Consider the following 22,496-nt stretch of genomic DNA (forward strand, 5'->3'; position numbering starts at 1 on the left):
AAAATAACTCCTTCAGGAATTCTTACATGACATTGCGCGTTGCACCCCAAATCGGCCATTCGGCCTGTCCGCATGATTGCCCTTCCACCTGCGCGCTCGATGTTGAAATTCTGGACAGCCATACAATCGGGCGTATTCGCGGTGCCAAGGATAACAGTTATACGGCAGGCGTTATCTGCGCGAAGGTCGCGCGTTATGCCGAGCGCGTTCATCATCCTGAACGCCTGCTGAAACCGCTGATCCGCAAGGGTGCCAAGGGAAGCGGGCAGTGGCAGGAAATTTCATGGGCTGACGCACTGGATCTGACCGCAGAGAAATTTCTGAAAGCCGAAGAGCAATATGGTTCCGAGAGTATCTGGCCGAATTATTACGCCGGAACTATGGGGCTGGTGCAGCGCGATTCTATCAACCGTCTGCGCTATGCCAAAAAATATTCCAATATGTTTTCCAGCTTCTGCACCAATCTGGCATGGACAGGCTATATGGCCGGCACCGGTGCTCTGCGCGGGCCTGATCCGCGTGAGATCGCCAAGTCCGATTGTGTGGTGATCTGGGGAACCAATGCCGCTGCCACGCAGGTCAATGTCATGACCCATGCAGCACGCGCCCGTAAAGAGCGCGGTGCGAAAATCGTGGCAATTGATGTTTATGAAACCGCGACCATCCGGCAGGCGGATATCGGCATTGTGCTGAAACCCGGCACTGACGGGGCCTTTGCCTGTGCGGTGATGCATGTGTTGTTTCGCGACGGCTTGGCGGATTGGGATTATCTTAACCGCTATACGGATGCGCCTGAGCAACTGGAACAGCATCTGCAAAGCCGCACACCGCAATGGGCGGAAGCGATCACCGGTGTATCTGTTGAGGATATTGAAGCTTTTGCTCAGTTGGTGGGAACGACAAAACGTACTTATTTCCGTCTGGGTTATGGTTTTTCCCGCCAGCGCAATGGCGCGGTGAATATGCATGCTGCTTCCTGTATCGCCGCTGTAACCGGCGCATGGACAATGGAGGGCGGTGGCGCTTTCCATTCCAATTCCGGCATTTTTGGTATGGATAAATCGGAGATTGAAGGCTCCGCATTTGCCGATCCGTCGGTCAGATCGCTGGATCAGTCGAAAATCGGCCGTGTGCTGACCGGTGACGCAGAAGCGCTCTATGGCGGGCCTCCGGTGATGGCAATGCTGATCCAGAACACCAATCCGGCCAATGTTGCGCCGGAACAGCGTCTGGTACGGCAGGGCTTTATGCGGGAAGACCTGTTTACCGTGGTGCATGAGCACTTCATGACCGATACGGCGAAAATGGCTGATCTCGTGCTGCCTGCCACGATGTTTCTGGAGCATGATGATATTTATCGCGGCGGCGGTCAGCAGCATGTTTTGCTGGGCGCGAAGCTGATTGAAGCAGCAGGTGAGGCTCGGGAAAATATCTATGTTATCAACGAACTGGCCAATCGCTTAGGCGTTGGTCATCTGGATGGTTTCAATCTGCCTGCGCGTCAGCTGGTCGATAATCTGCTGGCTAAAAGCAATATGCCGGATTTTGAAACCATGCGGGAGCAACGCTGGCTTGATAAGCAGCCGGATTTTGAAAAGTCTCATTATCTTGATGGTTTCGCATGGCCGGACGGTAAATTCCGCTTCCGTGTGGACTGGCAGAAACAAACGTCACCGGATCGCCCGCCGCAAGCTATGGGACTTCAGGGGCCTTTTGCGGACATGCCGGAATTTCCGGATTATTGGGCAAGTAACGAACTGGCCGATCCGCAGCACCCGTTTAAGCTGACCACATCACCGGCACATAATTTCCTCAATTCGACCTTTGCGGAGACTCCAACTTCTCTGGCAAAGGAAATCCGGCCGCAACTGCTGATCCGCGACGATGATGCGGCAGAGCTGGGGCTGGAAGACGGTGCGCGGGTACAGATCGGCAATCAGCGCGGTGAGCTGATACTGCATGTCAAAATCCAGCAGGCCACTGATAAATTGAGCGGCAGTAAAAAACTGCGTCGTGGTGTTGTGGTTTCGGAAGGCCTGTTCCCGAATTCATCTTTCGAAGGCGGTGAGGGGATTAATATTCTGACCGGTGCTGATGCGGCTGCGCCGCATGGCGGGACGGCGTTCCACGATATTAAAGTCTGGATACGTCCTCTTATGGAGCAATCGGTGAAGGCTGCCTGATCGCCGGAGGAAATTTGTGCTTATCAGAACGCTTATTGAAAGCGATATACCCTGTTTGCAGAAGCTTTACCGCTATCTGGCAACAGATAATGCAGAGATACCTCTCCCGGAGGCCATTGCGCGCTGGGAGTTGTTGAAGTCCTATCCGAACAGCAATATTTTCGTCGTTTGTCTGGAGAACATTCCTGTCGCATCATGTACTTTGGTTGTTATTCCAAATCTGACGCGTAACGGTATGCCCTATGCACTGATCGAGAATGTTGTGACGCATGAGGATCATCGCAAGCAGGGATATGGCAGGGCAGTTCTGCACAGAGCAATTGAAGCCGCATGGCAGGCCGGCTGCTATAAAGTCATGTTGATGACAGGTTCGAAACAATCGTCAACACTGAAGTTTTATCAGGATGCAGGCTTCGAGCAGAGTAAAACAGGCTTTCAGATCAGAAGACCTAAAACAGCCTGAGATTTCCCGAAACAAAAAAAAGCCCGCGCCGGTGACAGCGCGGGCTTTGTGCAAAGCATAGCTAAAAATTAGCCTTCATATTTCAGGCGGAAGTTGGAAAGTGCAACAGCAGCATTCAGACCCTTCTGACCCTGAATGGAGATCGGCTGCAGAGAAATGTTCTTCCATGTGCCACCGGTCAGGACATTGGTGCCTGCTCCGATACCGATCGTTGCATTGGCCGATGCGCCGACATAGCTGCCGCGCAGTGCGCCTTCAGGGCGAACGGTTGGTGCCCAGACAGCCCATGCCAGCTGGCCGGCATTGTAGAAGCCGATATCCACGCCGATTTTGGTGATCTGGCCGCTATAGCGCTCGGCAGGTGCGCCGCGCTGTGCAGGCTGGAATACGCAATCCAGATCCTGACGGCTGCCAATGATAACACCGATTGACGGCTGGAAATCGCAGGTCAGAACGCCGACTTCCGAACGTGGCTGAACAACGGCATTGCGGGAGGAAGCCATGTCGGCAGCAGATGCTGAAACAGCAAAAGTACCGGCGGCAAAAAAGGCCATAAGTGCAACAGAGTTACGGAGAGACATGATATCTTCCTCTTCTTATTTTTAGACGCATCCATGAAAGTGTAAAATAGCTTCCGGTTAAGATGCGTGTTGATACAACCAGAGCATTTCACAGTCAATTTGACGGCTGTGATAATGCGATAAACTAAAGAATCCAGAGCGAGTGCCGTGATCCAACCTGGACGTAAGCTGCTCTAGTTAAAGCGTTTGACCGCTCAAAGTCTCTGCCTGAAAAGCGAACCATAATGACGGGAATCATCTGATTGCTGAACATGCAGCACAAATGTGATATGTGGCTATTTAGGGTAATATCGTGGCACGTTAAGAGGAAATTAACAATTTGTTATTTCATCACGCGCTAATGAGTATCTGTGTTGCTGATTTGCCATGCTTTTCAGAACCGGAAGCCATAGCGAAATTACGCAGAGCCTGCGGATAGAGCTGATGCTCTGCGGTCAATACGCGTGCTGCCAGCGTTTCAGCTGTATCGCCCTCAGTAATGGCCACCGCTGCCTGCGCAACAATCGGGCCTTCATCCATGCCTTCAGTTACCAGATGCACGGTGCAACCGGCCAGTTTCATGCCGGTATCCAGCGCACGCTGATGTGTGTGCAGACCCGGAAACAGCGGCAGAAGGGAAGGGTGAATATTGAGGATACGTCCTTCATAAGGCGCAATGAACCGGCCGGAAAGCAGGCGCATATAGCCTGCAAGGCAAACTATATCCGGAGCGATTGCAGCCAGTTGCGCAAGAATTGCATCTTCATGTGCTTCTTTGGAAGCATAGTCTTTGCGGACAAAAACATGGGTCTTGATGCCTGCGGCCTGAGCTTTCGTCAGACCGCCTGCTTCTGTCTTGTCGGAGATGACGGCAACAACTTCTGCCGGATAATCCGGTGCTTGTGCCGCGCGGATCAGCGTCTCCATATTGGAGCCGCCGCCGGAGATAAAAATGACCACGCGTTTGCGCGGAGCTGAAGGCGCGTGGCTCATAGGGAAAGTGTGCCCTGATAAACGACGCCCTGATCTTTTGCCTCACGCGCAATCATGCGGCCGAGTGTGACAACAGTTTCGCCTTCGGCTTTCAGCGCCTGAGCAACTGTTTCCGCTTTGTCAGCAGAGACAACAACAATCATGCCGACGCCGCAGTTGAAGGTACGCAGCATTTCATGCGCGTCAACACCGCCGGTTTTGGCCAACCATGAGAAAACAGCGGGAACCGGAATCGCAGACAGATCAATTTCAGCCGCCAGTGTTTCCGGCAAAACGCGCGGAATATTGTCAGGGAAGCCGCCGCCGGTAATATGTGCAAGTGCTTTGATCGCGCCGGTCGAGCGGATAGCCGATAGCAAGGATTTTACATAGATACGGGTCGGGGTGAGCAGGGCTTCGCCCAGTGTTTTATCGGCAGCAAAAGGCGCTGCATCCTGCCAGCCAAGACCGGACAGTTCAACAATGCGGCGTACCAGCGAGAAACCGTTGGAATGAACACCGGAAGAACCAAGACCAAGAATAACATCTCCGGCTTCCAGATCACCGGCAGGCAGCAGCTGACCGCGCTCTGCCGCGCCAACCGCGAAACCGGCGAGATCATAATCACCTTGCGCGTACATGCCCGGCATTTCAGCGGTTTCACCGCCGATCAGCGCACAACCGGATTGCAGACAGCCTTCGGCAATGCCCTTAACAATTGCTGCACCCTGTTCAGGATTGAGTTTGCCGGTAGCAAAATAATCGAGGAAGAACAGTGGCTCTGCGCCCTGTACCACGAGGTCGTTGACGCACATGGCAACCAGATCAATACCAACTGTATCGTGACGATCTGCATCAATAGCAATTTTCAGCTTGGTGCCGACACCGTCATTGGCCGCTACCAGAACCGGATCTTTAAAGCCTGCGGCTTTCAGATCAAACAATCCGCCGAAACCGCCGATTTCCCCGTCAGCACCCGGACGGCGCGTGGAACGCACCAGAGGCTTGATCTTGTCGACCATGCTGTTGCCCGCATCAATATCCACACCGGCATCGGCATAGGTCAGGCTATTTTTCGCGTCAGCGGCTGCAGAGGATGGGGTTTTCGACTGTGGCATTGGTAGCTCCCGATACACAGCGCAGCCGTAAGGCCGATGGAAGAACGGCAGGGCAGGCTGCGGTTAATGCTTCAAGCAGGCGCAATGACACGAGATTGCTTTATCCGCAAGCATCTTTCGTCATTTTTAACTGATAAACACCATGTTATGAGATGAGCAGAGCATATGTCGCAGTCAATTTACTCTGTCGCTGCAATGAAAGCAGGCGTGATAGGTCGCTAGAGCGGTTTACGTCCAGATTGGATCATAACGCTCGCTCTAGCTTCTTTATTTGGTCGCATTATCACGGGCGTCAAGTTGATCCAACTTAACTGTGAAATGCTCTATCTTGACCGGAGGCTGAAATGCGACATATTCAGACTTTTTGAGCAATGGCGGTTTTATATGAGCAAATCGGATACCACACCACCTAAATCGCCATCCTCCCGTGCACCACGGGCAAAATCGGAGGCGCTGGTAAAAACCGTGCCGCAACAGGTTATCATTCCTGCGACTGAGAATGAAGTTCGTCTGGATGTGCAGGTCAGTGCACTCGGTGCAACAGTTCGTAAGCAGGCTTTTTTCTGGCTGTTTGCAACAGTCGTTTTTATTCTTTTCCTGACGGTGTTCAGTTCTATTTTGCTGCCATTTGTCGCCGGACTTGCTCTGGCTTACTTTCTTGACCCTGTGGCCGACCGGCTTGAGCGTTTCGGGATGTCGCGTCTGGTGGCAACCGTGGTTATCCTGATTACCTTCGTCTTTGTGCTGGTGCTCGGGCTTATCATCATCGTGCCGGTGCTGGTCACACAGCTGGCCGAGTTTATTTCGAAATTTCCGGGTTACTTTACGCAGCTCCAGTCGCTGATCGCCCATCAGGATTCCGAATGGCTGCAGAAATATCTCGGTATTAACAGCACAGTCATCAAAGATAATCTGAGCGGATTCCTGAAACAGGGAGCCGGTTTTCTAACCACTTTGCTGCAATCGCTGTGGAATTCCGGCAAGTCGCTGATTGATATTGCCGGTCTGTTTGTGGTGACACCGGTGGTTGCGTTCTACATGCTTCTCGATTGGGACCGCATGGTCAATACGATTGATTCATGGGTGCCGCGCGATCACGTGAAAACTGTGCGCCAGATCGCCCGTGAGATGAATGACGCGATTGCCGGTTTCATCCGAGGTCAGGGCACGCTGTGCCTCATTCTCGGAACGTTTTACGCTGTCGGCCTGACACTTACCGGTTTGAATTTCGGCTTGCTGATCGGCCTTTTCGCCGGTCTTATCAGCTTCATTCCCTATATCGGCTCGATTGTCGGTCTGGTGCTGGCAATTGGTGTGGCGCTGGTGCAGTTCTGGCCGGATTGGGTGATGGTTGTTATCGTCGCCTGTGTGTTCTTTGCAGGCCAGTTTATTGAAGGCAATATTCTGCAGCCGAAACTGGTGGGCAAATCCGTTGGCCTGCATCCGGTATGGCTGATGTTTGCTCTCTTTGCCTTCGGTTCGTTCCTTGGCTTCACGGGGATGCTGATTGCTGTGCCTGCTGCGGCCGCAGTCGGGGTGCTGGTACGCTTTGCAATCGGGCGTTATCTGGAATCTCCGATGTATAAAAGCAGTAACGGAGAAAACTGAGCCGGAAGTTTTCAACAGCTTTGTCCACAGGCTTGTGGGTCACGGGGATAAGCTCAGACAACCGGCGCATTCGTGCCGGTTGTGCTTTTCTAAAGGGGGGAAAGCAGTTACTGCATCATTCTGACCTGTATTTTGAAGATTTGACAGGTTCTGTGATGGAACAGCTTGAACCCCGCCCCGAAATCATGTGATGAATTTGTATGATTTGTAAGCAGGCCGGAATTCGGGCTAATAATTTTGGGTAATTATGTCTGCTGAGCACCGACAAATGCCGCTCATTCTTCAGCATGAGCCAGGCTTTACGCGCGATGATCTGGTTGTTACCGGATCGAACCGTGCGGCTGTCGATCTGATTGATCGCTGGCCGGACTGGCCTTCGCCTGTCGCACTGCTTGTCGGACCAGCCGGAGCCGGTAAGACACATCTGGCAGCCATCTGGCGCAGTCAGAATGATGCGGCAATCCTCGATCCTCATGATATTGATGCACAGTCACTGGAAATCGCTGCACAGCGTCCGGTGCTGATTGATGATATCGGTGCAGAAGCTTTTGATGAAACCGGTCTGTTCCACCTGATTAACACTATTCGGCAGACTGCAGGCAGCTGCGAAAACGGTCAGTCGCAGGCATCACTGCTGATGACATCGCAATTACAGCCGTCGCAATGGAATGTGTCGCTGCCTGATCTGGTCTCCCGTCTGAAGGCTGTGACGATTGTCGATATTTCCGAGCCGGATGATTATCTGCTGAGCACAGTGATTTACAAGCTGTTCGCCGATCGTCAGGTCAGTGTTGATCCGGCGGTTATTAGCTATATTGTCAGCCGTGTTGAGCGCTCGCTCGACAGTGTGATTGTGCTGGTTGATCTGCTCGATCATATGGCTCTGCAGCAAAAAAGCCGGATTACCAAAGCGCTGGCAATACAGGCTTTGCAGGCAATGGCGGATGCATTGCCTGAGCCGCGCTAGAACATTTCCAGCAAAAGTGGGAAGCTTTTGCTTCAGGAAATACTCTGGAGCGGGCGCTATGATCCAATCTGGGCGTAAACCGCTCTGGGGTATCTGATTATTCTGACAATGATTATCTATTTGCCGACCGGCTGTTGCGGATAAACCGGCGCAACCAGTTTGCTATTCTGTGTTTTCTTAGCGGCGCTGTTATTATCAGCTGTTGCCGCAGAGCGGATTGATCCTGTCGTCATGCCGGAATGTTGGGCCGCTTGCGGTGCGGAGACTGCACGGAATGAGCGGGTCTGTGCCTGCTGATTTTTAATAATCAGCTGATCTTCCTGCACCCAGCCGATAATATTGGTGGATGGTACAACCACACGGTGCCAGCGTCCGACCTTGGCATAGGAGCGCATCTCACGGCCTTTTTCGACGCGTCCGACAGTCTTGGCCTTATCCCATGCTTTTTCATGAATGGTCAGAGCTTGTCTGGCAATAATCGCTTTCGGCACTTTGAATGCACCGCTGGCATTACGGCTGTTGTCATCTGTTGCGGATTTTCCGACCGGCGGCAAAGCGGGCATGGTGTGCTGCGGTGCAGGTTTTGGCGGTGTTATCTGAACTGCTGCCGGTTTGCTATCCGGGCGCGGTGCAAGAACGGCCACTTGCTTTGGCTGCTCTTTTTGTTCGCTGGCAACGCTCTGACCGATATTCAGCGGTGGCCTGCGTATCGGAGACGGCGGCGTCGCAGTGGGTTCAGTATTTCTGGCTGTTTCCGTATTTCTGCTTTGCGTCTGCACCGATCTGCGCTCTGAACTGGCTGTTGCAGACGAGCCGGAACGGGATGCAGAACTATTGGTCGCCGTGCGGAACAGGCCTGATACACTGGCAGAAGGGCTGCGGCTTTGCGAGGTTGCCCAGAGTGCTGCAGCACCAATCACCACAATAGCACCAACGGTCAGAACTTCCGTTGCGGAGTGACCCGATCTTTTACCGCGCGTAGAGCGCTTTTTGCGGGAAGTGGTTTTTCTCGGAGCCATATGTCTGCGCCTTTATATCGGTCAGCATTCAGATGCACTGAACCAAGCTGAGTATTTCGAATCTGCCTGCACTCAAACTACCGCGCGAATCTTCGTATTTGGTTACTATGCTCACCTTTTGTTCTCTGTGTCTGACGTGAAATAACTTATTTTTGGCACAATATCGGCCTGAAACAGTCCCGAAGCAGGCGCAGCATTTTTGCCGCGGCCGCTTCTGACCGCGCCCGGATTAACCTGCTATCTGCAGCCGGCGGCTACAAACGGCCTGTGTACAGAGGAAAATATGGAGCGTATGAAACAAAATGAAAAAGCTTGTTTTAACACTGAGCGTTCTCGGTACCGTTCTGGGATTGTCAGCAGCGCCGGTATTTGCGGGACAGACCGCAACGGCTGCTTCGAAAACTGACATGACGAAAATGCAGCATGGTACGGATAAAGCTGCTGGCGGGCCGGGCATGATGACGGATGCGGCTGGCGGAAAAATTCTGACCACTGCAGAAGGGCACACGCTGTATACGTTCGACAAGGATAGCGGCGGCATGTCCAATTGCGATGCCTCATGTCTGAAAATCTGGCCGGCATACCACGCTTCAGCGAAAGCCAAGGCGGTTGCACCATGGTCCAAGGTGAAAGCCTCGGACGGTAAGGATATGTGGGCCTATAACGGCAAGCCGGTTTATACCTATATTAAAGATAAAAAAGCCGGTGACATTGAAGGTGATGGTGTCGGTGGTAACTGGCACATTATTAAATAATATTTTGCGTTCCCGCTCTGAGATCAGGTCTTGCTCATCAGATTTAAAACCTTGGTGGGCAGGGCTTTCTGTGTGCTATGTTCCCCGCACAACAGGAATGAAAAACTGCATTGAGGGAGTGATATGGCACATATTTTCCGGCGGGCTGAAGAACGGGATCTCATTGAAATTGTAGCCATGCTTGCCGATGATGTTTTGGGAGCAGAGCGTGAGGATCAATCCGTTCCGCTGAACAAAACCTATCTGGATGCCTTTGCCGCAATCGGGCGGGACGAGAACCAGTTCTTACTGCCTGTCGAAGCTGACGGGCAGGTTGCCGGTTGTCTTCAGCTCAGTTTTATCCCAGGTCTTTCAAGGCTTGGCATGTGGCGTGGACAGGTGGAGAGTGTGCGGATTGCAACGGCTTTTCGCGGGCAGGGCTTAGGCAGGCAGATGCTGGAATGGGCAATCGGTCAATGCAGGGAAAAAGGCTGTGGTCTGGTGCAGTTGCACACCGATGTCTCGCGCAAAGATGCGATCCGTTTTTATGAACAGCTTGGTTTTAAAGCCAGTCATGCCGGAATGAAGCTGACTCTCTAAAATATTTGTAATCATCTGCATCGAATATGCTGCTGCTGCGTTACTGTCAGACCGGAGTATTTTTTCTGAACCGTTTTGAAACAGGAGATACAATCAATGGTAGATACTGCAAAAATCAAAGAGCATTTTGAAGTGATCGGTGCAGACGGTGTTCACGTCGGCATTGTCGATCATGTGGAAGGCGACCGTATCAAGCTCACGAAAAACGATGCCGGTGCGGGTGCACATCATAAGCACCATCATTATATTTCGTTGGGGCTGGTTGCTGATATTGAGGGGAACAAGGTTCGTCTTTCAGCCAATGCTGATGTTGCGATTACTTTCGAGGAAGAGAAAGACGGTAAAGCCGCTATGTGAAGCTGCTCCGGTTCTCCGATAATCAAACCCGCCATTTCCTGAATGGCGGGTTTTATTTTTGCATGTTTAATAAGTGTAGAACAGGATTGGTATGAAACCTGCTGTCTGCAAATGCTCGACCGTTTCAAAAAACGGAAATGCAACAAAGAACACCAGCCCGTCAAAGAACGTATTATAAAGCGTTTTCGGACGGATGGTCAGAGTTTCCACATCTCTGTAACCGGAGAACCGCGGGAAAAAGCGTGGTACTTCAAGCTTGTAATCCCGATAGGGCTGGCCGAAGCTGTTTTCGAGATAGCCTTCCTCGGCAAGGATAACGAACAGGAATGTGATGTAGCAGGTGATTGCCAGCAGAAGCGCAACACCAAGACTGCCGGTGAGGCAGCCGATACCAAATGCACCGATGGTGCTGAAAACATAAAGCGGATTGCGGCTCAGGGAATAGGGGCCGGTGCGAATGATCTGCGCTCCTTTATGCCCGCCGATATATAATGTGCACCACATGCGGCCGAGAATAGCCACCATGATAAAGCCGAGGCCGAAGGCTTCAATATATTCATGAGTGCCGCGCGGCCATGCAGAGCGTACGAAAAGCAAGGCAAGGAACAGGAGAATAATAATAACCGCTACAGCAAGTCGCCGGCGTGCCTGATAGCGGCTCATTTCTTTCATGGATTGCATTGGGCAGGACCTGTGTCTGTGGATTTACTATCATGGAAACAGAGTCATTATCGCAGAGAGGGTCGTCTGTTATGACGATCATGTACCTATTCTTCAGAAAGCGGATTATTTTATGTCCGCAATTAATCATTTGCTCAAATGAAGAATATTTAACCACGCGGTCCAAACAGGATAATGCCTGCACCGGCGAGCGCCAGCATACCGCCGGTAATGTCCCAGCGATCCGGCGGGAAATCTTCTGCCAGCCGCAGCCACAATAATGAGGCGATAATATAAATCCCGCCATAAGCCGCATAGGCACGGCCGGCTGCCTCTGTATCAATAAAAGTGAGCAGCACAGCAAACAGGATCAAAGACGCAATTCCCGGTAGCAAAAGCCATACGGGTTTATCCAGTCTCAGCCATGCCCAGAAAGCAAAGCACCCTGCAATTTCAGCAACCGCAGCTAAAGCATAAATAAGGATTTGTGAGACGGGGTTCATAGCCGGCGGTGCTCCTGATATTTTCATGCAATCTCATAAAGCATAATAATCTTGCAGCCTTAAGAAATCGCACAATCATTTCAAAGCGGAACAGAGAGTGATGAGATTGTTCATTTGCTGTTCAATTTCTGTGTTCTAGAACCGGTACTGCGAGCGTATATTGGTAAGACTGCTTCGGTGGCCGGAAACTGTATCTGCTCTTTAGTTTAAAGGCTTCACCATGAGTATCAGCTCATACAGGAAGGAAATTCAAATGAGCACAATGTCGATTGCGACAAATCTGTCCCGCGCCGTGTTGTTTCTGGCCGTTGTTGCCGGTGCTTACACGGTTGATACCGGAACAGCATCAGCTCAGGAAGTACGGCAATGTGCTTCTGAGGGGGGCGTCTGCCGCATTCCTTATCCGACAGAAGTAATTTACGGCAACGGAAGACGGGCAACATCGCGCTTTATTAATCAGCCGCAGGTGCGTTGCTCGAACTCTGTCTTTGGTGATCCTGCACGCGGCAGAGCCAAAAGCTGCTCTTATGTTGTTCGTGATGACGGACGTGACCGCGGCGGTTACGGACGCGATCGTGACGGATATGGCCGTGATCGTGATCGGGATCGGGATGGTCGTGGCGGCTATGGACGGGATCGTGATGATGACCGTGAATGGCAGCGCTGTGCACGGGAAGGCCAGTATTGTGATTTCTCCGGCCGCAAGCGCGTACGTTACGGCACACAGGATCGCTTTGTTGAGCGTATATTCCGTGGCGGCGTAAATTGTGACAATCGCACATTCGGTGATCCGGATCGCGGCTCAGCGAAAAGCTGCTATGTCCTTGATTGAGATTGATGCATAGTGAACCCGATAAAAAACCGGAGCTTTTCAGCTCCGGTTTTTTGTTTTTACTTGGCGAATTCAACTGCAGGCGGCGTCAGTTTTGGTGCGAATACAGCTTTTTTCAACTCTTTTGCATTCAGATCAAATTTTTTGATATCGATCTCGCGTAACACCTGATCGTCATACATTTTGATATAGTATTTTTGGTTTTTCAGATCTGCGATTGTTGACCATTGTGTATATTCCAGCGGGATCTGGGAGTCTTTACCCATCTGAATCCAGCCTTTCGGAATATCAAAATTGTTGAGAATGTGCTCAGTCAAGCGAACACTGTCTGTACCGCTTGCTTCTTTTGCGACCGTCTGCACATAGGCAGTTGCGCGGACAAAGCGGGAAGGTGGTGTGGAGTCGCCCGGCAATCCCATCAGGCCGGAACCCTGACCGAGCTGTGTGAATTTATGTCCGCCGATTGTCATCGGTTCCGCATTAATAGCGGACATTTTCAGATAATTGCGCAGATTGGTCAGATGCCAGTCAAAAGACGGCGAGTTGGTCATGACACCAACCGGATTGTCATAGACCTTGAGTTTGCCGTCGACCGGTTCGATAACCAGTGAAGCGCCGGTGGCATCATGGATTGTGTAATGAACCGGAGGAGCAATTCCCATTTCCGGATGCACCAGATTAATCACGCTGATGTCGCTGATTGCAGCTTTTACTTCTTCCACTGTGGCGTAATTGGTCAGAATCCAGCTCAGAACATCCCATGGTGCCAGAGATTTGGCCGGATCAGTTTTTGTGCCGTCCGCATAACCGGCAAATTCAGGGAAATACAGAATACCGCCTGCGAGGCCTTTTTCATTCATGCCGTCAACAAGAGTGGATTCTCCCAGAGCATTCATGCCAATGGCGCCGTATTTGCCCTTCCAGCTCATGCCGGGTTTCCCGTCAGCTCCGGTTGTACGCAGCGTATAGGCGCGCGGAATAACCAGTGCATTGGATTTCAGCTCCATACCGAATTCCATGGTGCGGGCATAAATGCCGCTGCCGTCTGTTGTCGGTAACAGGAAGCTGGTGCAGGCAGCCGCCGCATACGGAGCTGAAACAGCAGCGATAACTGTCAGGGCCGTGGCGGATTTTACAAATTTGTTCTTAAGGACGTTCGGGAAACTCGGTTTCAAAAGGATGCTCCTTTCAGAGAAATGGACAAAAACGTTTATCACGCATTGTGTGAATCAGATGTGAAGAAATCTATTGAAAATTCGATTTAATCTTGATCTTATTTTGGAAGTTTCTCAAAGTGTAAATATAGACAGTGCAGTTATATCGTTTTGCAGATATTCCTTATTGAGGGGAAGTAAAAATATGAAGTGTTTATCCGGAATCAGTACTGCACATATTATCTTTGCTGCATGTATAAGTGCTGCAAGTATCGCCAGCGGGCAGGCTTTGGGCGCGGATGTTCTGGCGCCGCAACCTGCGGCCAAGTTTGACGAGCGGCGCTGGAAGGTGATTGTCAGTCCCTATATTTGGACCGCTTCACTGGATGGTCATGCTAATGTTGCCGGGCACCGTACCAATATTGATGTGCCTTTCTCGGATATTTTTAAGAATCTTGATTTCAGTGCCATGGGCAATGTTGAGGTCACAAACGGCCTTTTTGGACTTTATTTTGACGGGCAATATACCAAAACCAGTCAGGATGAATCGTTCCACGCACAGACTCTGGGGGCGGATGTGACGATGACAACGCTCTCTGCGGGGGCGTTCTTCCGCGCTGTTGAAGTGCCGCTCGAAGGCACGACTGTTTTCGGTGCGCAGCGGGTTTTTGCTGTTGAACCGACTGCCGGTCTGCGCTGGACACAGCTTAAAGTCGATTTCATGCTGGATCGCTGGTCTGAGCGCCGCAAACTGGAATGGACGGATCCGTTTGTCGGAGCGCGTATTCAGGCGGATCTGACAGATCGCTGGCATTTGTTTGCTGAGGCTGATGTTGGCGGTTTTGGTGCGGGGGCAGATTTGAGTGCGCAGGGGCAGGCCTATCTCGGTTATCGCACGCATATCTTTAATCAGCCGGCATTATTGCGCTTCGGCTACAGGGCACTCTATCAGGATTATGACGGCGGGGATGTACTCGGTCACAGATTTAAGTGGAATGTTACCGAGCACGGGCCTGTTGCCGGTATCTCACTGGTCTTCTGAGTTTCATGATACTTAGCCGCTTGCCCGTGTAAACGGGCAGGCAGCCTGCTTTGTTGTTCAGAAGCTGATTTCAGAGGATGGCGTAACGGTTACTGACGCGGATCCTGTACCAAAGCCATCGAGTGTTTCATTATGGTGCCTGATAATATCCGTATAGAGCAGAGTATCGGAATCTCCGGTTATATGACCGTCTGCAATCAGGGTTATGTCATAACCAAGTGATATGGCACGCCTGACTGTTGTATCAACGCAGAACTGCGTCATGCAGCCTCCGGTAATCAGATGTGTGATTCCGTGGTCTTTTAACCGGTCCGCAAGTTCTGTTTCGAGGAATGAGTCCGAATATTTTTTATGAACAAGGATATCAGTACCTGTGGCTGCGATTTCCGGACGCAACTCCCATCCCGGAGTATCTTTTTCAAGCCTGTGGCCTTTGTCGCCGTCGTGCTGGATCAGAATAACGGGAACATTGGCCTGATGTGCTTTTTGCTTTAGCGCCTGAAGTCTGAATACGGTTTGATCCAGAGCCGCTTCAAGCTCGGGCTGTCGTTGTGCTGAAGCTTTACCGGCGATGATTGCGTTCTGAACATCGATAATCAGGAGTGCTGTTGTCATTCTGTCCGAAACCTTGTTTTGAAATTTGGTTGCTATCCCTTGTGAATTAAAATAGCTGAAACCGGACTAGTTATAAATATTCTGCATGGGTTTCTGTCTGAAATTGTGAGGATATGCGTGCTTCATTTGCCATGCTTTATTTTTTGCTGAGTGCATTCCACCCGCAGGTCTTCGCAATCTTCGCAGCAACATCTTCAACATCAGCCAGATCAAACACGACCTCGACAGGTGGTGTGTCTATACGCACGGACAGCGTGTTGTCATTTTTCAGCTGTTTTATGAATGGTACAGACTCTTCATCTGACCACAGACCAACTGACATGAAGTTTGCTGAACGTTCCCATAATGTAGTTTGTGGAACTTCAGCGCCTGTTTGATGGGTAACTTTGGCAGTTTCTGCCGCGCTGGAAGTGCCGGTCGTAATAATTGCAGAGGTCGTAAAATTCTGACAGCGAAGCCCGAGAGCGACTGAGTTGAGCATGACGATTTTATTCTCACTGCCTCTGGGCAGCAGAAAAGCGGATATTTGCGCATCGCCGTCAATGGCGGAACCGGCTTCGGAGATGTGCCAGCCATGAGACGGAGAGGGCTGATCGGATTTGGGGAAAAGCCCGTCAAAACATGCGAGTCTCTGTGCAGAATCTTCAATCACACTGCACGTGTCTGGTGAAGTCTGCGCGACAGCATTGGGTGTCCATAATACAAACATAGCCATGCCGGTCATTATTGTGCGCATTTATGCCCCCGTATTCCTCCTTACAGCACTGCAAATCATGGCTGTAGATAAACGGAACAGACCCGCAGAATAGTTTTCCTGATCCGCGAAGCTATTCCGTTTATTTTCGTTGTCAGATCAGGCCGTTTTTTTGCGGCGCAGAAGTGTAGCAATGCCGCCAAGGGACAGACCAAGGCCCACGCCAATCAGGCCGAAGCTTAATGCATTGGAACCAATATCGGATTGGTTGGCCGATGCAATAGATGCTGCTGCTGTTGTAGCATCGGAGCCACCGGCTTTTGCATCCATCATCGCGACCATGCCCGGTTCGGAGCATTTAGGCAGAAGGGAATTCTTTGCTTCCACGCTGTTTGCATATGTATCCGACACGATTTTCTCGCATCTTTGCTGATCTGCAAGCGAAACAGAACTGGTGCCGAATTGCAGGTACAAGCCGCCTGCAAGGGCAAGAACGCCGAGGCCGGTCAGGATGACAGAGCGGGATGAGGAGTTTGCCTGAGCCATTAAGATTACCTTATTGTTTTATAATGTTCGGAATAGAGTTTGAGTTTTACGCCAAGGCAAGTTTTTTTTCAGCATTCTATGCTGAAAAAAGCAGATATCAGGTCTTATGCAATAATCAGATTGCGCCCCTGACGCTTGGCAATATACATTTTCTCATCTGCCTCCAGTAAAGACTGATCGAGATTAAATCCGGCAGCACACAAAGTGACACCGATACTGGCTGTGATGCTGACAGTTTTATTGTCGGAAGCGACAATGCGCAGAATACTTATTTCCCGCCGGATATTCTCTGCATATTGATAAATAAGGCTGACATCCGGACTGCTGATGAAGACGCCGAATTCCTCGCCGCCGAGCCTCCCCGCAAAACCGTTTTTTAAGCTCAGACGATTGAGCAATGCCCCGATACGGCGCAATGCCGCATCACCGGTTGCGTGGCCGTAGGTGTCATTGATAGTTTTGAAGTGATCCAGATCGATAAATAGCAGTCCGCCGGTTTGCTGATCGTTGCTCGCAGTAATGAGCTTATCGAAAAAAGTGGAGCGGTTCAGAACGCCGGTTAAACTGTCTTCCCGCGAGTGTTTGATGAGCAGCGCATTGGCTTTTTCAAGTTCGCCCTGAATTTCCAAAGCTTTATTTCGCGCAATCCTGAGGCGTTCAGTATTCAGATAGTGTAAAGCGGACATCGGAATGGCTGTCGCGAGCGGGCAGACAATCGTCATGATTAGTCCTGCGCCGGCTAGTTGTCCCCCCATCATGGGGACAAAAATACTGGTAATAATGAGGGTAAATATAAGCGCCAGCGCACCTGTTGCTAATGCTTTAAATAGAATGCGCCAATAATTAATCATATTTCGTGCTTCAGTATTGAAAGTCCGGCAGGAGATAAATCGCGGGAGTTACTTTTAGCACGCCAGCTTCATTTTCTATAGATGCTAATGAAACTGATTTTTACGTCGGTCACGCAGCTTTTGTTACAACGGAAATATTATGAGATATCAGATTAAAAGATGGGAAACTTAATTCTTTAAATGAGCTTTTTATTATTATTCGGGGAAGAGCAGCTTCTGGCTGTGTATGACAGGTATTTGCGTATTTGAATCGCCGCAACGCAGGCGGGATAAGACATGAACCGGATGAAGCACCGGAAGTCTGTAATCTGAAATCTTATATAAATATGGAGTGAATGGCGATCCCGACTGGATTCGAACCAGTGACCGTCGGCTTAGAAGGCAGGAACTAATTTAATTAAAACAATGCTTTAAATGTAAAATGAGGCTGTTTAGCTGGTTAGAAGATCAATGGGTTACAGTGAATTTGTAAACTAAAATCACTGCCCCTTTTTCTCCATTTTTAGAATCACTGCGTCGTTCGTTTGCTCATCATGCGCGAGATAGTGGGCTTCCAGCACTCTGGTCACGTCTTTGATAGAATGGCCGGAAGCTGCAGCAATTTCCTCAACAGTGGCTCCGCTTCTACGTGCCTTTGTGATGAAAGTTCCTCGCAGATCATGAAAGGTTACGCCGCTGATCCCAGCTCTTTTAATGGCGCGACCCCATGAGGTTTTAAACCCGTCGCTTGTCCATGGTGTCCCCTGACTGCTCGTGAGTATTGTCACAGACTGTTTGTCCATAGAATCAAGCATTGTTTTTAAGGTTGAATACACGCGAATTGTTACGCGCTTTCCTGTTTTGGATTGCTTTAGCCGGATGTGTTGACCGTCATATGCTGACCACGTGAGGTTTAGGATGTCGCCTTGTCGTTGGCCTGTCCATAAGGCCAGCATTAGGGCATGGATCAGGTTGTCGCTGAGTGCTTTGTTTGCAAGTTCGATCTGTTCATCTGTCCAAATGATATCAGCGCGAGTGCCTTTCCAGAGCCTGCCGCCGCCAGTGCACGGATTGCGAGTAATAAGCTCCATATCAAGCGCCCATGAAAAAACGCGCTTCACCACCGCCCATGCCCTGTCAGCTTTGCGTGGTGTCTGTGCCATGGTATCTCGCCAGTCCTTAAAGACAGATCTAGCACCATGCTCATTGAGGGCGATGATCGGCATATCACCAAACTCGGATGATAATTGAGCCAGAAAAGGATCATAATCCCTTTGGCTGACTGCGCTGAGATCCATGTAGGCCGGTGAGGACTTATACTGGACAATCAGGCCAGCAAGGCTGTCGTTATCTGGTTGCACAGCTGCTTTGGAAATTGCGTTAAACTCAGAAACAAATCCCGCAGGATCTCTGATCGGATCAACTATAAGACGCGGGCCACCTCGCCATGCATAGTAGTACGTTTGCGTTTTACCGCCGACCAAACGCTTTTTGACTTTATGCAGCCCTTTAAGTGGTACGCGCATGTTTTCGTGCTTTCCATGCCTCTAAGGCTGACATTGTAGAATAATCGGTATTGCGATCCAATGAAGTCAACCATTCATCAAGGCGTAACCGTAAAAACCTTTGTCCTCGCGTTGAAGGTGTAAGCGCCACCGGTCGGACTGGGCAGACTTCCTTGAAGGTTTCTGTGGAGAGGCCGCAATATGCTGCAGCTTGATTTAATGGCATAGCTGCAGGCCAGTAAGGCTGGTTTTTCATGTTCCATCTCCTTCCGGTGCGAGTGGTGAGGCGGCGAGCATGGCTCTCAATGCTTCGACCACATCATTTGCCTGCTGAATAACCTGATCCGTAGAAATGTTGGGCTGATATCTGTCCCATAAGGCAAGAGCGGCTTTCGCTCGTTCTATTGTCTCATCCCTTGTCATTGCTGGCCTCCACGTTGAGGGCGGCATCAATTGCGTAGTCCAAATCAACGCCATTAATTACATAGTTCTCAGGCGTTACACCTGCGAAAACTCCGCCCTTCCTGATTGTTTCCACATCGCGAGAGCGCAGATACTGGTATCTGGCTGCATCCGCTTTCAGGTCTGCGGCTGGTGCTGGTGATGCGTAGAGGGGCATTGAGTGTTTTTCTGATCTCTGCTTTGATACTGAAATAACTTTAACTTTAGGCCAATGCATTGCAAAAACATTGAAGCTTTTAGCATCTGCCCAAAAGTCCGGCACTTGGTAGTCATCCTTCAAAGAGTTTACTTTGTCAGCAACTGCTTCATGGCTATCAATATCAACTCCAATCAACTCGCAAAATGCAAACCAGTCTTTTGATTTTTGCTCGCTGTCCTGCTTTTCGTTATTTAAATGGCGCAAATACTTCCGTGCAAACCTATCCATGCGAAACGCCAATTCCTCAGCGTCTTTTGTTTTCTGCTGCTCTGCCGCGATGATTTCAACGGCTTGCGAGTGAAGGACGTATTCTTCTGGGTACATGGCCTCTACGCTACCCACGGGAACCATTTCAGAGTTCCCGCCATAGTGGTCAATAAGCGTAAGACGCACCAACTCCGGCACGTCTGGCACGGCGCGGCGCAAGTCCTTCTGTCTTTCAATTTCATTAAGAAGCCCTCGGATTTTCTTATCCCGAGCAACCCGCATTTCATGCTCCCTCTTCAGTGCCGCGCATAGCAGTTTGACAATTTTGCGAGGGAGTTCGTGCAGTAGGCGCATAGCGTGGTGATTGGTGGCGAGGCTGATTAATGCTTCTGTTTCGTCTTGTGTTGGCAGCTTCATTTACCTTCCTCCTGCGCCAAGGCTGCGCGGCCTGATGGGGTTAAGCAGAAGCATCCCCGTTCAATATCGATTTTGTAGAATTCTTTTTCAGATAATATTATTAACTCGGCAGGGTGTGGCATGTGATCGACTGCGCGTAAAGATAATCCGTCGAGTATACGGAGTGCCTCTATCAGCTTCATTTACCGGCCTCCGTGTTCGGGGCGGCAGGTAAAGGCATCCAGTGGGTTGGTGTCCATGATGCGCCGAATACAGTCCATCTGCCGAAGGATTTGTGACCAACATTGACGGGAACTTCTCGGCCACATTTTACGAGAGGCCAGTCAGCACAAGCCAGTAGCAGCATCTCACTATTCGGCGCGGTCTCAATCGGCTGCCACTGGTCGCCCAGTGCTGGTTCGGCAGATAGGGCGCGTATTTCACTTTTTAATTGATCTCGCCACTTCTGCTCGAAATCTCTCTCAAACACATCAATAATACGAATGATCTCCTCAAACGCCTGTCTCCGCACCGCCGCCACGTCAACGGGCTTGGTCAACGCTTCGATTTCACAAGCCATTTTATCGAGCCTGTCCCAAACATCATTATTCAGGATACTTTGTTCTGGATCGTGACCATTGATGATTTGCTCAAGGTCAGTGCTTGTTTGATTAATAATGAGATTGCGTGATGTGTTAGCGTGGCGCTCTTCTTTCGTAGGCACCTCTACAGCACAAGGCGCAGAGAGGTGTGGAAGGGCGGAAGTGAGAGCTGCAAACATCTGGTCGTCTGTAAGGTATGTTTTTTTGCATCGTTCAAAAACCGCCTTTTTAGCAGCCTGCACAGCCTCATCCGGTATATGCGCTGTGGTGGGTGTATCTGACATTACATGCGCTCCTTTGGCTGGATTGGCTCATAAAGTGAGCGGCGGTGCTGAACTATCTTGGTGAGTGGCGGCTTTGGTTGTTTCTTGCCGGAAAGCTTTGATGACGGGCGCTTTGCGCCGATATGCTTCCCGCGAACGCTTGCAACTTTTGCTTTCTCTGCTACGTCCTGCCTTGTTTTTTTAATGTGGCAGTGAGAATGCGCTGGGGCTAAGTTGCTTTCACGGTTTTCGCCACCGTTAATCAGTGCAATTCGGTGATCCGCATCCCATGTTTCAAACGGGACTTTGATCGGCAGATTGCAGCAGTGGCAGATACCATTTGCACGATCAAAAACCCTTTCGCGCACACGTGGCGGGATTTTCGTGTCGTCTGTCTTGCCAACCCATTCTTTGATTGAACGAGCCATCAGCGCCCCCAATCCAGAGAGCCATTGCGATATGGAATGCCGCGCTCAATGGCAACGATTACAGCTGTGGTTCTGAGCAATTCACGCTCAAGATGGCTGTATCGTTTCTTATCCTTCTTGGCTTTGGCGATGGTGGCCTTGAGAGTTTCAGCGGTGGCGCGAAGCTGTGGCAGCGGGTCGTCCTGAAGGCCGAGAAGCTTGCGCAGTTTTGAAATGAGGAACTGAATAATCATGCTGCCTCCATAAGGTAGCCTTGGCGGCGTGTGTCGGTGAGGGGGATATGATGATCGGCGCACCATGCCAGCGCGTATTCGAGCAAAGAGGCAGCGCGTTTAACTGACATGCGGGCGGTGCTTTCGCGAATATTTACGAATTCACCTTCAAGCCCCGGCACGAACTCAACTTCGCCTTGTGTTGCTTTTGTGTGGCCGGAAACGAGCAGAACTTTCCATTCTTCTGGCTTTCGCGGTTTGCCAGCCCACTCAAAGCCAGACTTCGCAATGTCAGAACAAATTGAATGAAAGAAATCATTCTGGCCTCCGCTTCTGGTTGGTGGTGCGAATGTCGCTGTGTGGCCGTCAGGGAGAGCCATGAGTGCTCGGATTGCATTCTGGCGAACTTGCGGATTTACGATTGTGTAACGCTGCTTTTCCATGAGGCACCTCAGAATGGGAATGATTTGAAAATTGTTGCGTTATGCATCGTCTTCCCATCCTTTGATGCGCGACCACGAATAGGTTGAGACAACGCTCTCTCTGCACCCCATCCTGATTTTAACCTTGCGTGAACCGTGGACACAGGCAGCCCTTTGATTTCGCACCATTCAGCGAGGGTTTTCTCTTCATTCTTGATCGTGATAAACCGAGAAGACCGTCGATTGCGTGCTTGCTCAACAGTGGTTGCCCATCGACAATTATCGGGAGTGTAATCTCCGTCGTTATCAATTCTCTCAATGGAGTGTTTTGGTGATGGCCTGC

General features: G+C 50.6%; 28 protein-coding genes. 9 read left to right on the plus strand and 19 right to left on the minus strand.

Annotation, left to right across the window (positions count from 1 at the left end):
- Positions 1–26 precede the first annotated feature (26 nt).
- Positions 27–2,183 carry a molybdopterin oxidoreductase family protein gene (locus HBA93_RS03395; protein ID WP_221722331.1) on the plus strand — a complete coding sequence of 719 codons (2,157 nt, stop codon included), beginning with the start codon at positions 27–29 and terminating at the stop codon, positions 2,181–2,183.
- A 16-nt stretch (positions 2,184–2,199) separates the two neighbouring features.
- On the plus strand, positions 2,200–2,646 hold the full coding sequence (locus tag HBA93_RS03400) for a GNAT family N-acetyltransferase (RefSeq protein ID WP_353619314.1): 447 nt from the start codon (positions 2,200–2,202) through the stop codon (positions 2,644–2,646).
- Positions 2,647–2,714: 68 nt separating this feature from the next.
- On the opposite strand, the gene HBA93_RS03405 is transcribed toward HBA93_RS03400, so the two are convergent.
- The 3 genes from HBA93_RS03405 to purM form a co-directional block, all read right to left on the minus strand.
- Positions 2,715–3,227, minus strand: a complete 513-nt coding sequence (locus tag HBA93_RS03405; protein ID WP_121992813.1) for a DUF992 domain-containing protein — start codon at positions 3,225–3,227, stop codon at positions 2,715–2,717.
- 330 nt (positions 3,228–3,557) lie between these two features.
- Positions 3,558–4,199, minus strand: a complete 642-nt coding sequence (purN, locus tag HBA93_RS03410; RefSeq protein WP_221722332.1) for a phosphoribosylglycinamide formyltransferase — start codon at positions 4,197–4,199, stop codon at positions 3,558–3,560.
- Complete coding sequence (purM, locus tag HBA93_RS03415) at positions 4,196–5,296, minus strand: phosphoribosylformylglycinamidine cyclo-ligase (protein ID WP_221722333.1); 1,101 nt, start codon at positions 5,294–5,296, stop codon at positions 4,196–4,198. The genes purN and purM overlap by 4 nt, the downstream gene beginning before the upstream one ends.
- 516 nt (positions 5,297–5,812) lie before the next feature.
- On the opposite strand from purM, the gene HBA93_RS03420 reads away from it, so the two are divergent.
- Both HBA93_RS03420 and hdaA read left to right on the plus strand, forming a co-directional pair.
- On the plus strand, positions 5,813–6,904 hold the full coding sequence (locus tag HBA93_RS03420) for an AI-2E family transporter (protein ID WP_502910030.1): 1,092 nt from the start codon (positions 5,813–5,815) through the stop codon (positions 6,902–6,904).
- Between the two features lie 247 nt (positions 6,905–7,151).
- Positions 7,152–7,871, plus strand: coding sequence for a DnaA regulatory inactivator HdaA (gene hdaA, locus HBA93_RS03425; RefSeq protein WP_221722334.1), 720 nt, complete (start codon positions 7,152–7,154; stop codon positions 7,869–7,871).
- 116 nt (positions 7,872–7,987) lie between these two features.
- On the opposite strand, the gene HBA93_RS03430 is transcribed toward hdaA, so the two are convergent.
- Positions 7,988–8,890 (minus strand): hypothetical protein, encoded by a 903-nt coding sequence (locus HBA93_RS03430; protein ID WP_221722335.1) that lies wholly within the window; start codon positions 8,888–8,890, stop codon positions 7,988–7,990.
- Between the two features lie 416 nt (positions 8,891–9,306).
- On the opposite strand from HBA93_RS03430, the gene HBA93_RS03435 reads away from it, so the two are divergent.
- From HBA93_RS03435 to HBA93_RS03445, 3 genes are all read left to right on the plus strand, one after another.
- Positions 9,307–9,645, plus strand: coding sequence for a COG4315 family predicted lipoprotein (locus HBA93_RS03435; protein ID WP_353619317.1), 339 nt, complete (start codon positions 9,307–9,309; stop codon positions 9,643–9,645).
- A gap of 123 nt (positions 9,646–9,768) precedes the next feature.
- A complete protein-coding gene (locus HBA93_RS03440; RefSeq protein WP_221722336.1) occupies positions 9,769–10,224 on the plus strand; it encodes a GNAT family N-acetyltransferase in 456 nt (151 codons plus the stop codon).
- 96 nt (positions 10,225–10,320) lie between these two features.
- On the plus strand, positions 10,321–10,581 hold the full coding sequence (locus tag HBA93_RS03445) for a DUF2171 domain-containing protein (RefSeq protein WP_116089179.1): 261 nt from the start codon (positions 10,321–10,323) through the stop codon (positions 10,579–10,581).
- A gap of 66 nt (positions 10,582–10,647) precedes the next feature.
- On the opposite strand, the gene HBA93_RS03450 is transcribed toward HBA93_RS03445, so the two are convergent.
- Together HBA93_RS03450 and HBA93_RS03455 are read right to left on the minus strand one after the other, a co-directional pair.
- Entirely contained in the window at positions 10,648–11,262 is a 615-nt protein-coding gene (locus HBA93_RS03450) for a methyltransferase family protein (protein WP_221722337.1), read from the minus strand.
- 149 nt (positions 11,263–11,411) lie between these two features.
- Entirely contained in the window at positions 11,412–11,744 is a 333-nt protein-coding gene (locus HBA93_RS03455; protein WP_221722338.1) for a YnfA family protein, read from the minus strand.
- Positions 11,745–11,997: 253 nt separating this feature from the next.
- On the opposite strand from HBA93_RS03455, the gene HBA93_RS03460 reads away from it, so the two are divergent.
- Positions 11,998–12,576, plus strand: coding sequence for a hypothetical protein (locus HBA93_RS03460; protein WP_286201726.1), 579 nt, complete (start codon positions 11,998–12,000; stop codon positions 12,574–12,576).
- A gap of 59 nt (positions 12,577–12,635) precedes the next feature.
- Here HBA93_RS03460 and HBA93_RS03465 read toward each other — a convergent pair whose 3' ends face one another.
- Positions 12,636–13,757 (minus strand): linear amide C-N hydrolase, encoded by a 1,122-nt coding sequence (locus HBA93_RS03465; protein ID WP_502910031.1) that lies wholly within the window; start codon positions 13,755–13,757, stop codon positions 12,636–12,638.
- A gap of 178 nt (positions 13,758–13,935) precedes the next feature.
- Between HBA93_RS03465 and HBA93_RS03470 the strand changes: the two genes are divergently transcribed.
- Positions 13,936–14,772: a hypothetical protein gene (locus HBA93_RS03470; RefSeq protein ID WP_286201727.1), complete on the plus strand. Its 837-nt coding sequence runs from the start codon at positions 13,936–13,938 to the stop codon at positions 14,770–14,772.
- Positions 14,773–14,829: 57 nt separating this feature from the next.
- Here HBA93_RS03470 and HBA93_RS03475 read toward each other — a convergent pair whose 3' ends face one another.
- The 12 genes from HBA93_RS03475 to HBA93_RS03530 all read right to left on the minus strand — a co-directional run bounded on the left by HBA93_RS03475 (position 14,830) and on the right by HBA93_RS03530 (position 22,174).
- On the minus strand, positions 14,830–15,387 hold the full coding sequence (locus HBA93_RS03475) for a cysteine hydrolase family protein (protein ID WP_221722340.1): 558 nt from the start codon (positions 15,385–15,387) through the stop codon (positions 14,830–14,832).
- Positions 15,388–15,523: 136 nt separating this feature from the next.
- Positions 15,524–16,123 carry a type VI secretion system-associated protein TagO gene (locus tag HBA93_RS03480; protein WP_221722341.1) on the minus strand — a complete coding sequence of 200 codons (600 nt, stop codon included), beginning with the start codon at positions 16,121–16,123 and terminating at the stop codon, positions 15,524–15,526.
- A 117-nt stretch (positions 16,124–16,240) separates the two neighbouring features.
- Entirely contained in the window at positions 16,241–16,627 is a 387-nt protein-coding gene (locus HBA93_RS03485) for a hypothetical protein (protein ID WP_221722342.1), read from the minus strand.
- Between the two features lie 104 nt (positions 16,628–16,731).
- Entirely contained in the window at positions 16,732–17,349 is a 618-nt protein-coding gene (locus tag HBA93_RS03490) for a GGDEF domain-containing protein (RefSeq protein WP_163026117.1), read from the minus strand.
- 608 nt (positions 17,350–17,957) lie between these two features.
- Positions 17,958–18,983 (minus strand): tyrosine-type recombinase/integrase, encoded by a 1,026-nt coding sequence (locus HBA93_RS03495; protein ID WP_221722343.1) that lies wholly within the window; start codon positions 18,981–18,983, stop codon positions 17,958–17,960.
- Positions 18,967–19,218 (minus strand): hypothetical protein, encoded by a 252-nt coding sequence (locus HBA93_RS03500; protein ID WP_075654663.1) that lies wholly within the window; start codon positions 19,216–19,218, stop codon positions 18,967–18,969. Before HBA93_RS03500 ends, HBA93_RS03495 begins: the two co-directional genes overlap by 17 nt.
- A gap of 153 nt (positions 19,219–19,371) precedes the next feature.
- Positions 19,372–20,247, minus strand: a complete 876-nt coding sequence (locus tag HBA93_RS03505; protein WP_221722344.1) for a hypothetical protein — start codon at positions 20,245–20,247, stop codon at positions 19,372–19,374.
- Positions 20,244–20,429, minus strand: a complete 186-nt coding sequence (locus HBA93_RS03510; protein ID WP_221722345.1) for a hypothetical protein — start codon at positions 20,427–20,429, stop codon at positions 20,244–20,246. The genes HBA93_RS03505 and HBA93_RS03510 overlap by 4 nt, the downstream gene beginning before the upstream one ends.
- Positions 20,426–21,112: a DUF551 domain-containing protein gene (locus tag HBA93_RS03515; RefSeq protein WP_221722346.1), complete on the minus strand. Its 687-nt coding sequence runs from the start codon at positions 21,110–21,112 to the stop codon at positions 20,426–20,428. Before HBA93_RS03515 ends, HBA93_RS03510 begins: the two co-directional genes overlap by 4 nt.
- Positions 21,112–21,531, minus strand: coding sequence for an HNH endonuclease (locus HBA93_RS03520; RefSeq protein WP_286201728.1), 420 nt, complete (start codon positions 21,529–21,531; stop codon positions 21,112–21,114). The genes HBA93_RS03515 and HBA93_RS03520 overlap by 1 nt, the downstream gene beginning before the upstream one ends.
- Positions 21,519–21,752 carry a hypothetical protein gene (locus tag HBA93_RS03525; RefSeq protein ID WP_221722347.1) on the minus strand — a complete coding sequence of 78 codons (234 nt, stop codon included), beginning with the start codon at positions 21,750–21,752 and terminating at the stop codon, positions 21,519–21,521. Before HBA93_RS03525 ends, HBA93_RS03520 begins: the two co-directional genes overlap by 13 nt.
- The gene (locus tag HBA93_RS03530; protein WP_151157913.1) at positions 21,749–22,174 is read right to left on the minus strand and encodes a recombination protein NinB; all 426 of its coding nucleotides are present in this window, start codon (positions 22,172–22,174) and stop codon (positions 21,749–21,751) included. The genes HBA93_RS03525 and HBA93_RS03530 overlap by 4 nt, the downstream gene beginning before the upstream one ends.
- Positions 22,175–22,496 lie beyond the last annotated feature (322 nt).

This window comes from Ochrobactrum sp. SFR4 (assembly GCF_019730395.1).
GTDB lineage: Bacteria > Pseudomonadota > Alphaproteobacteria > Rhizobiales > Rhizobiaceae > Pseudochrobactrum.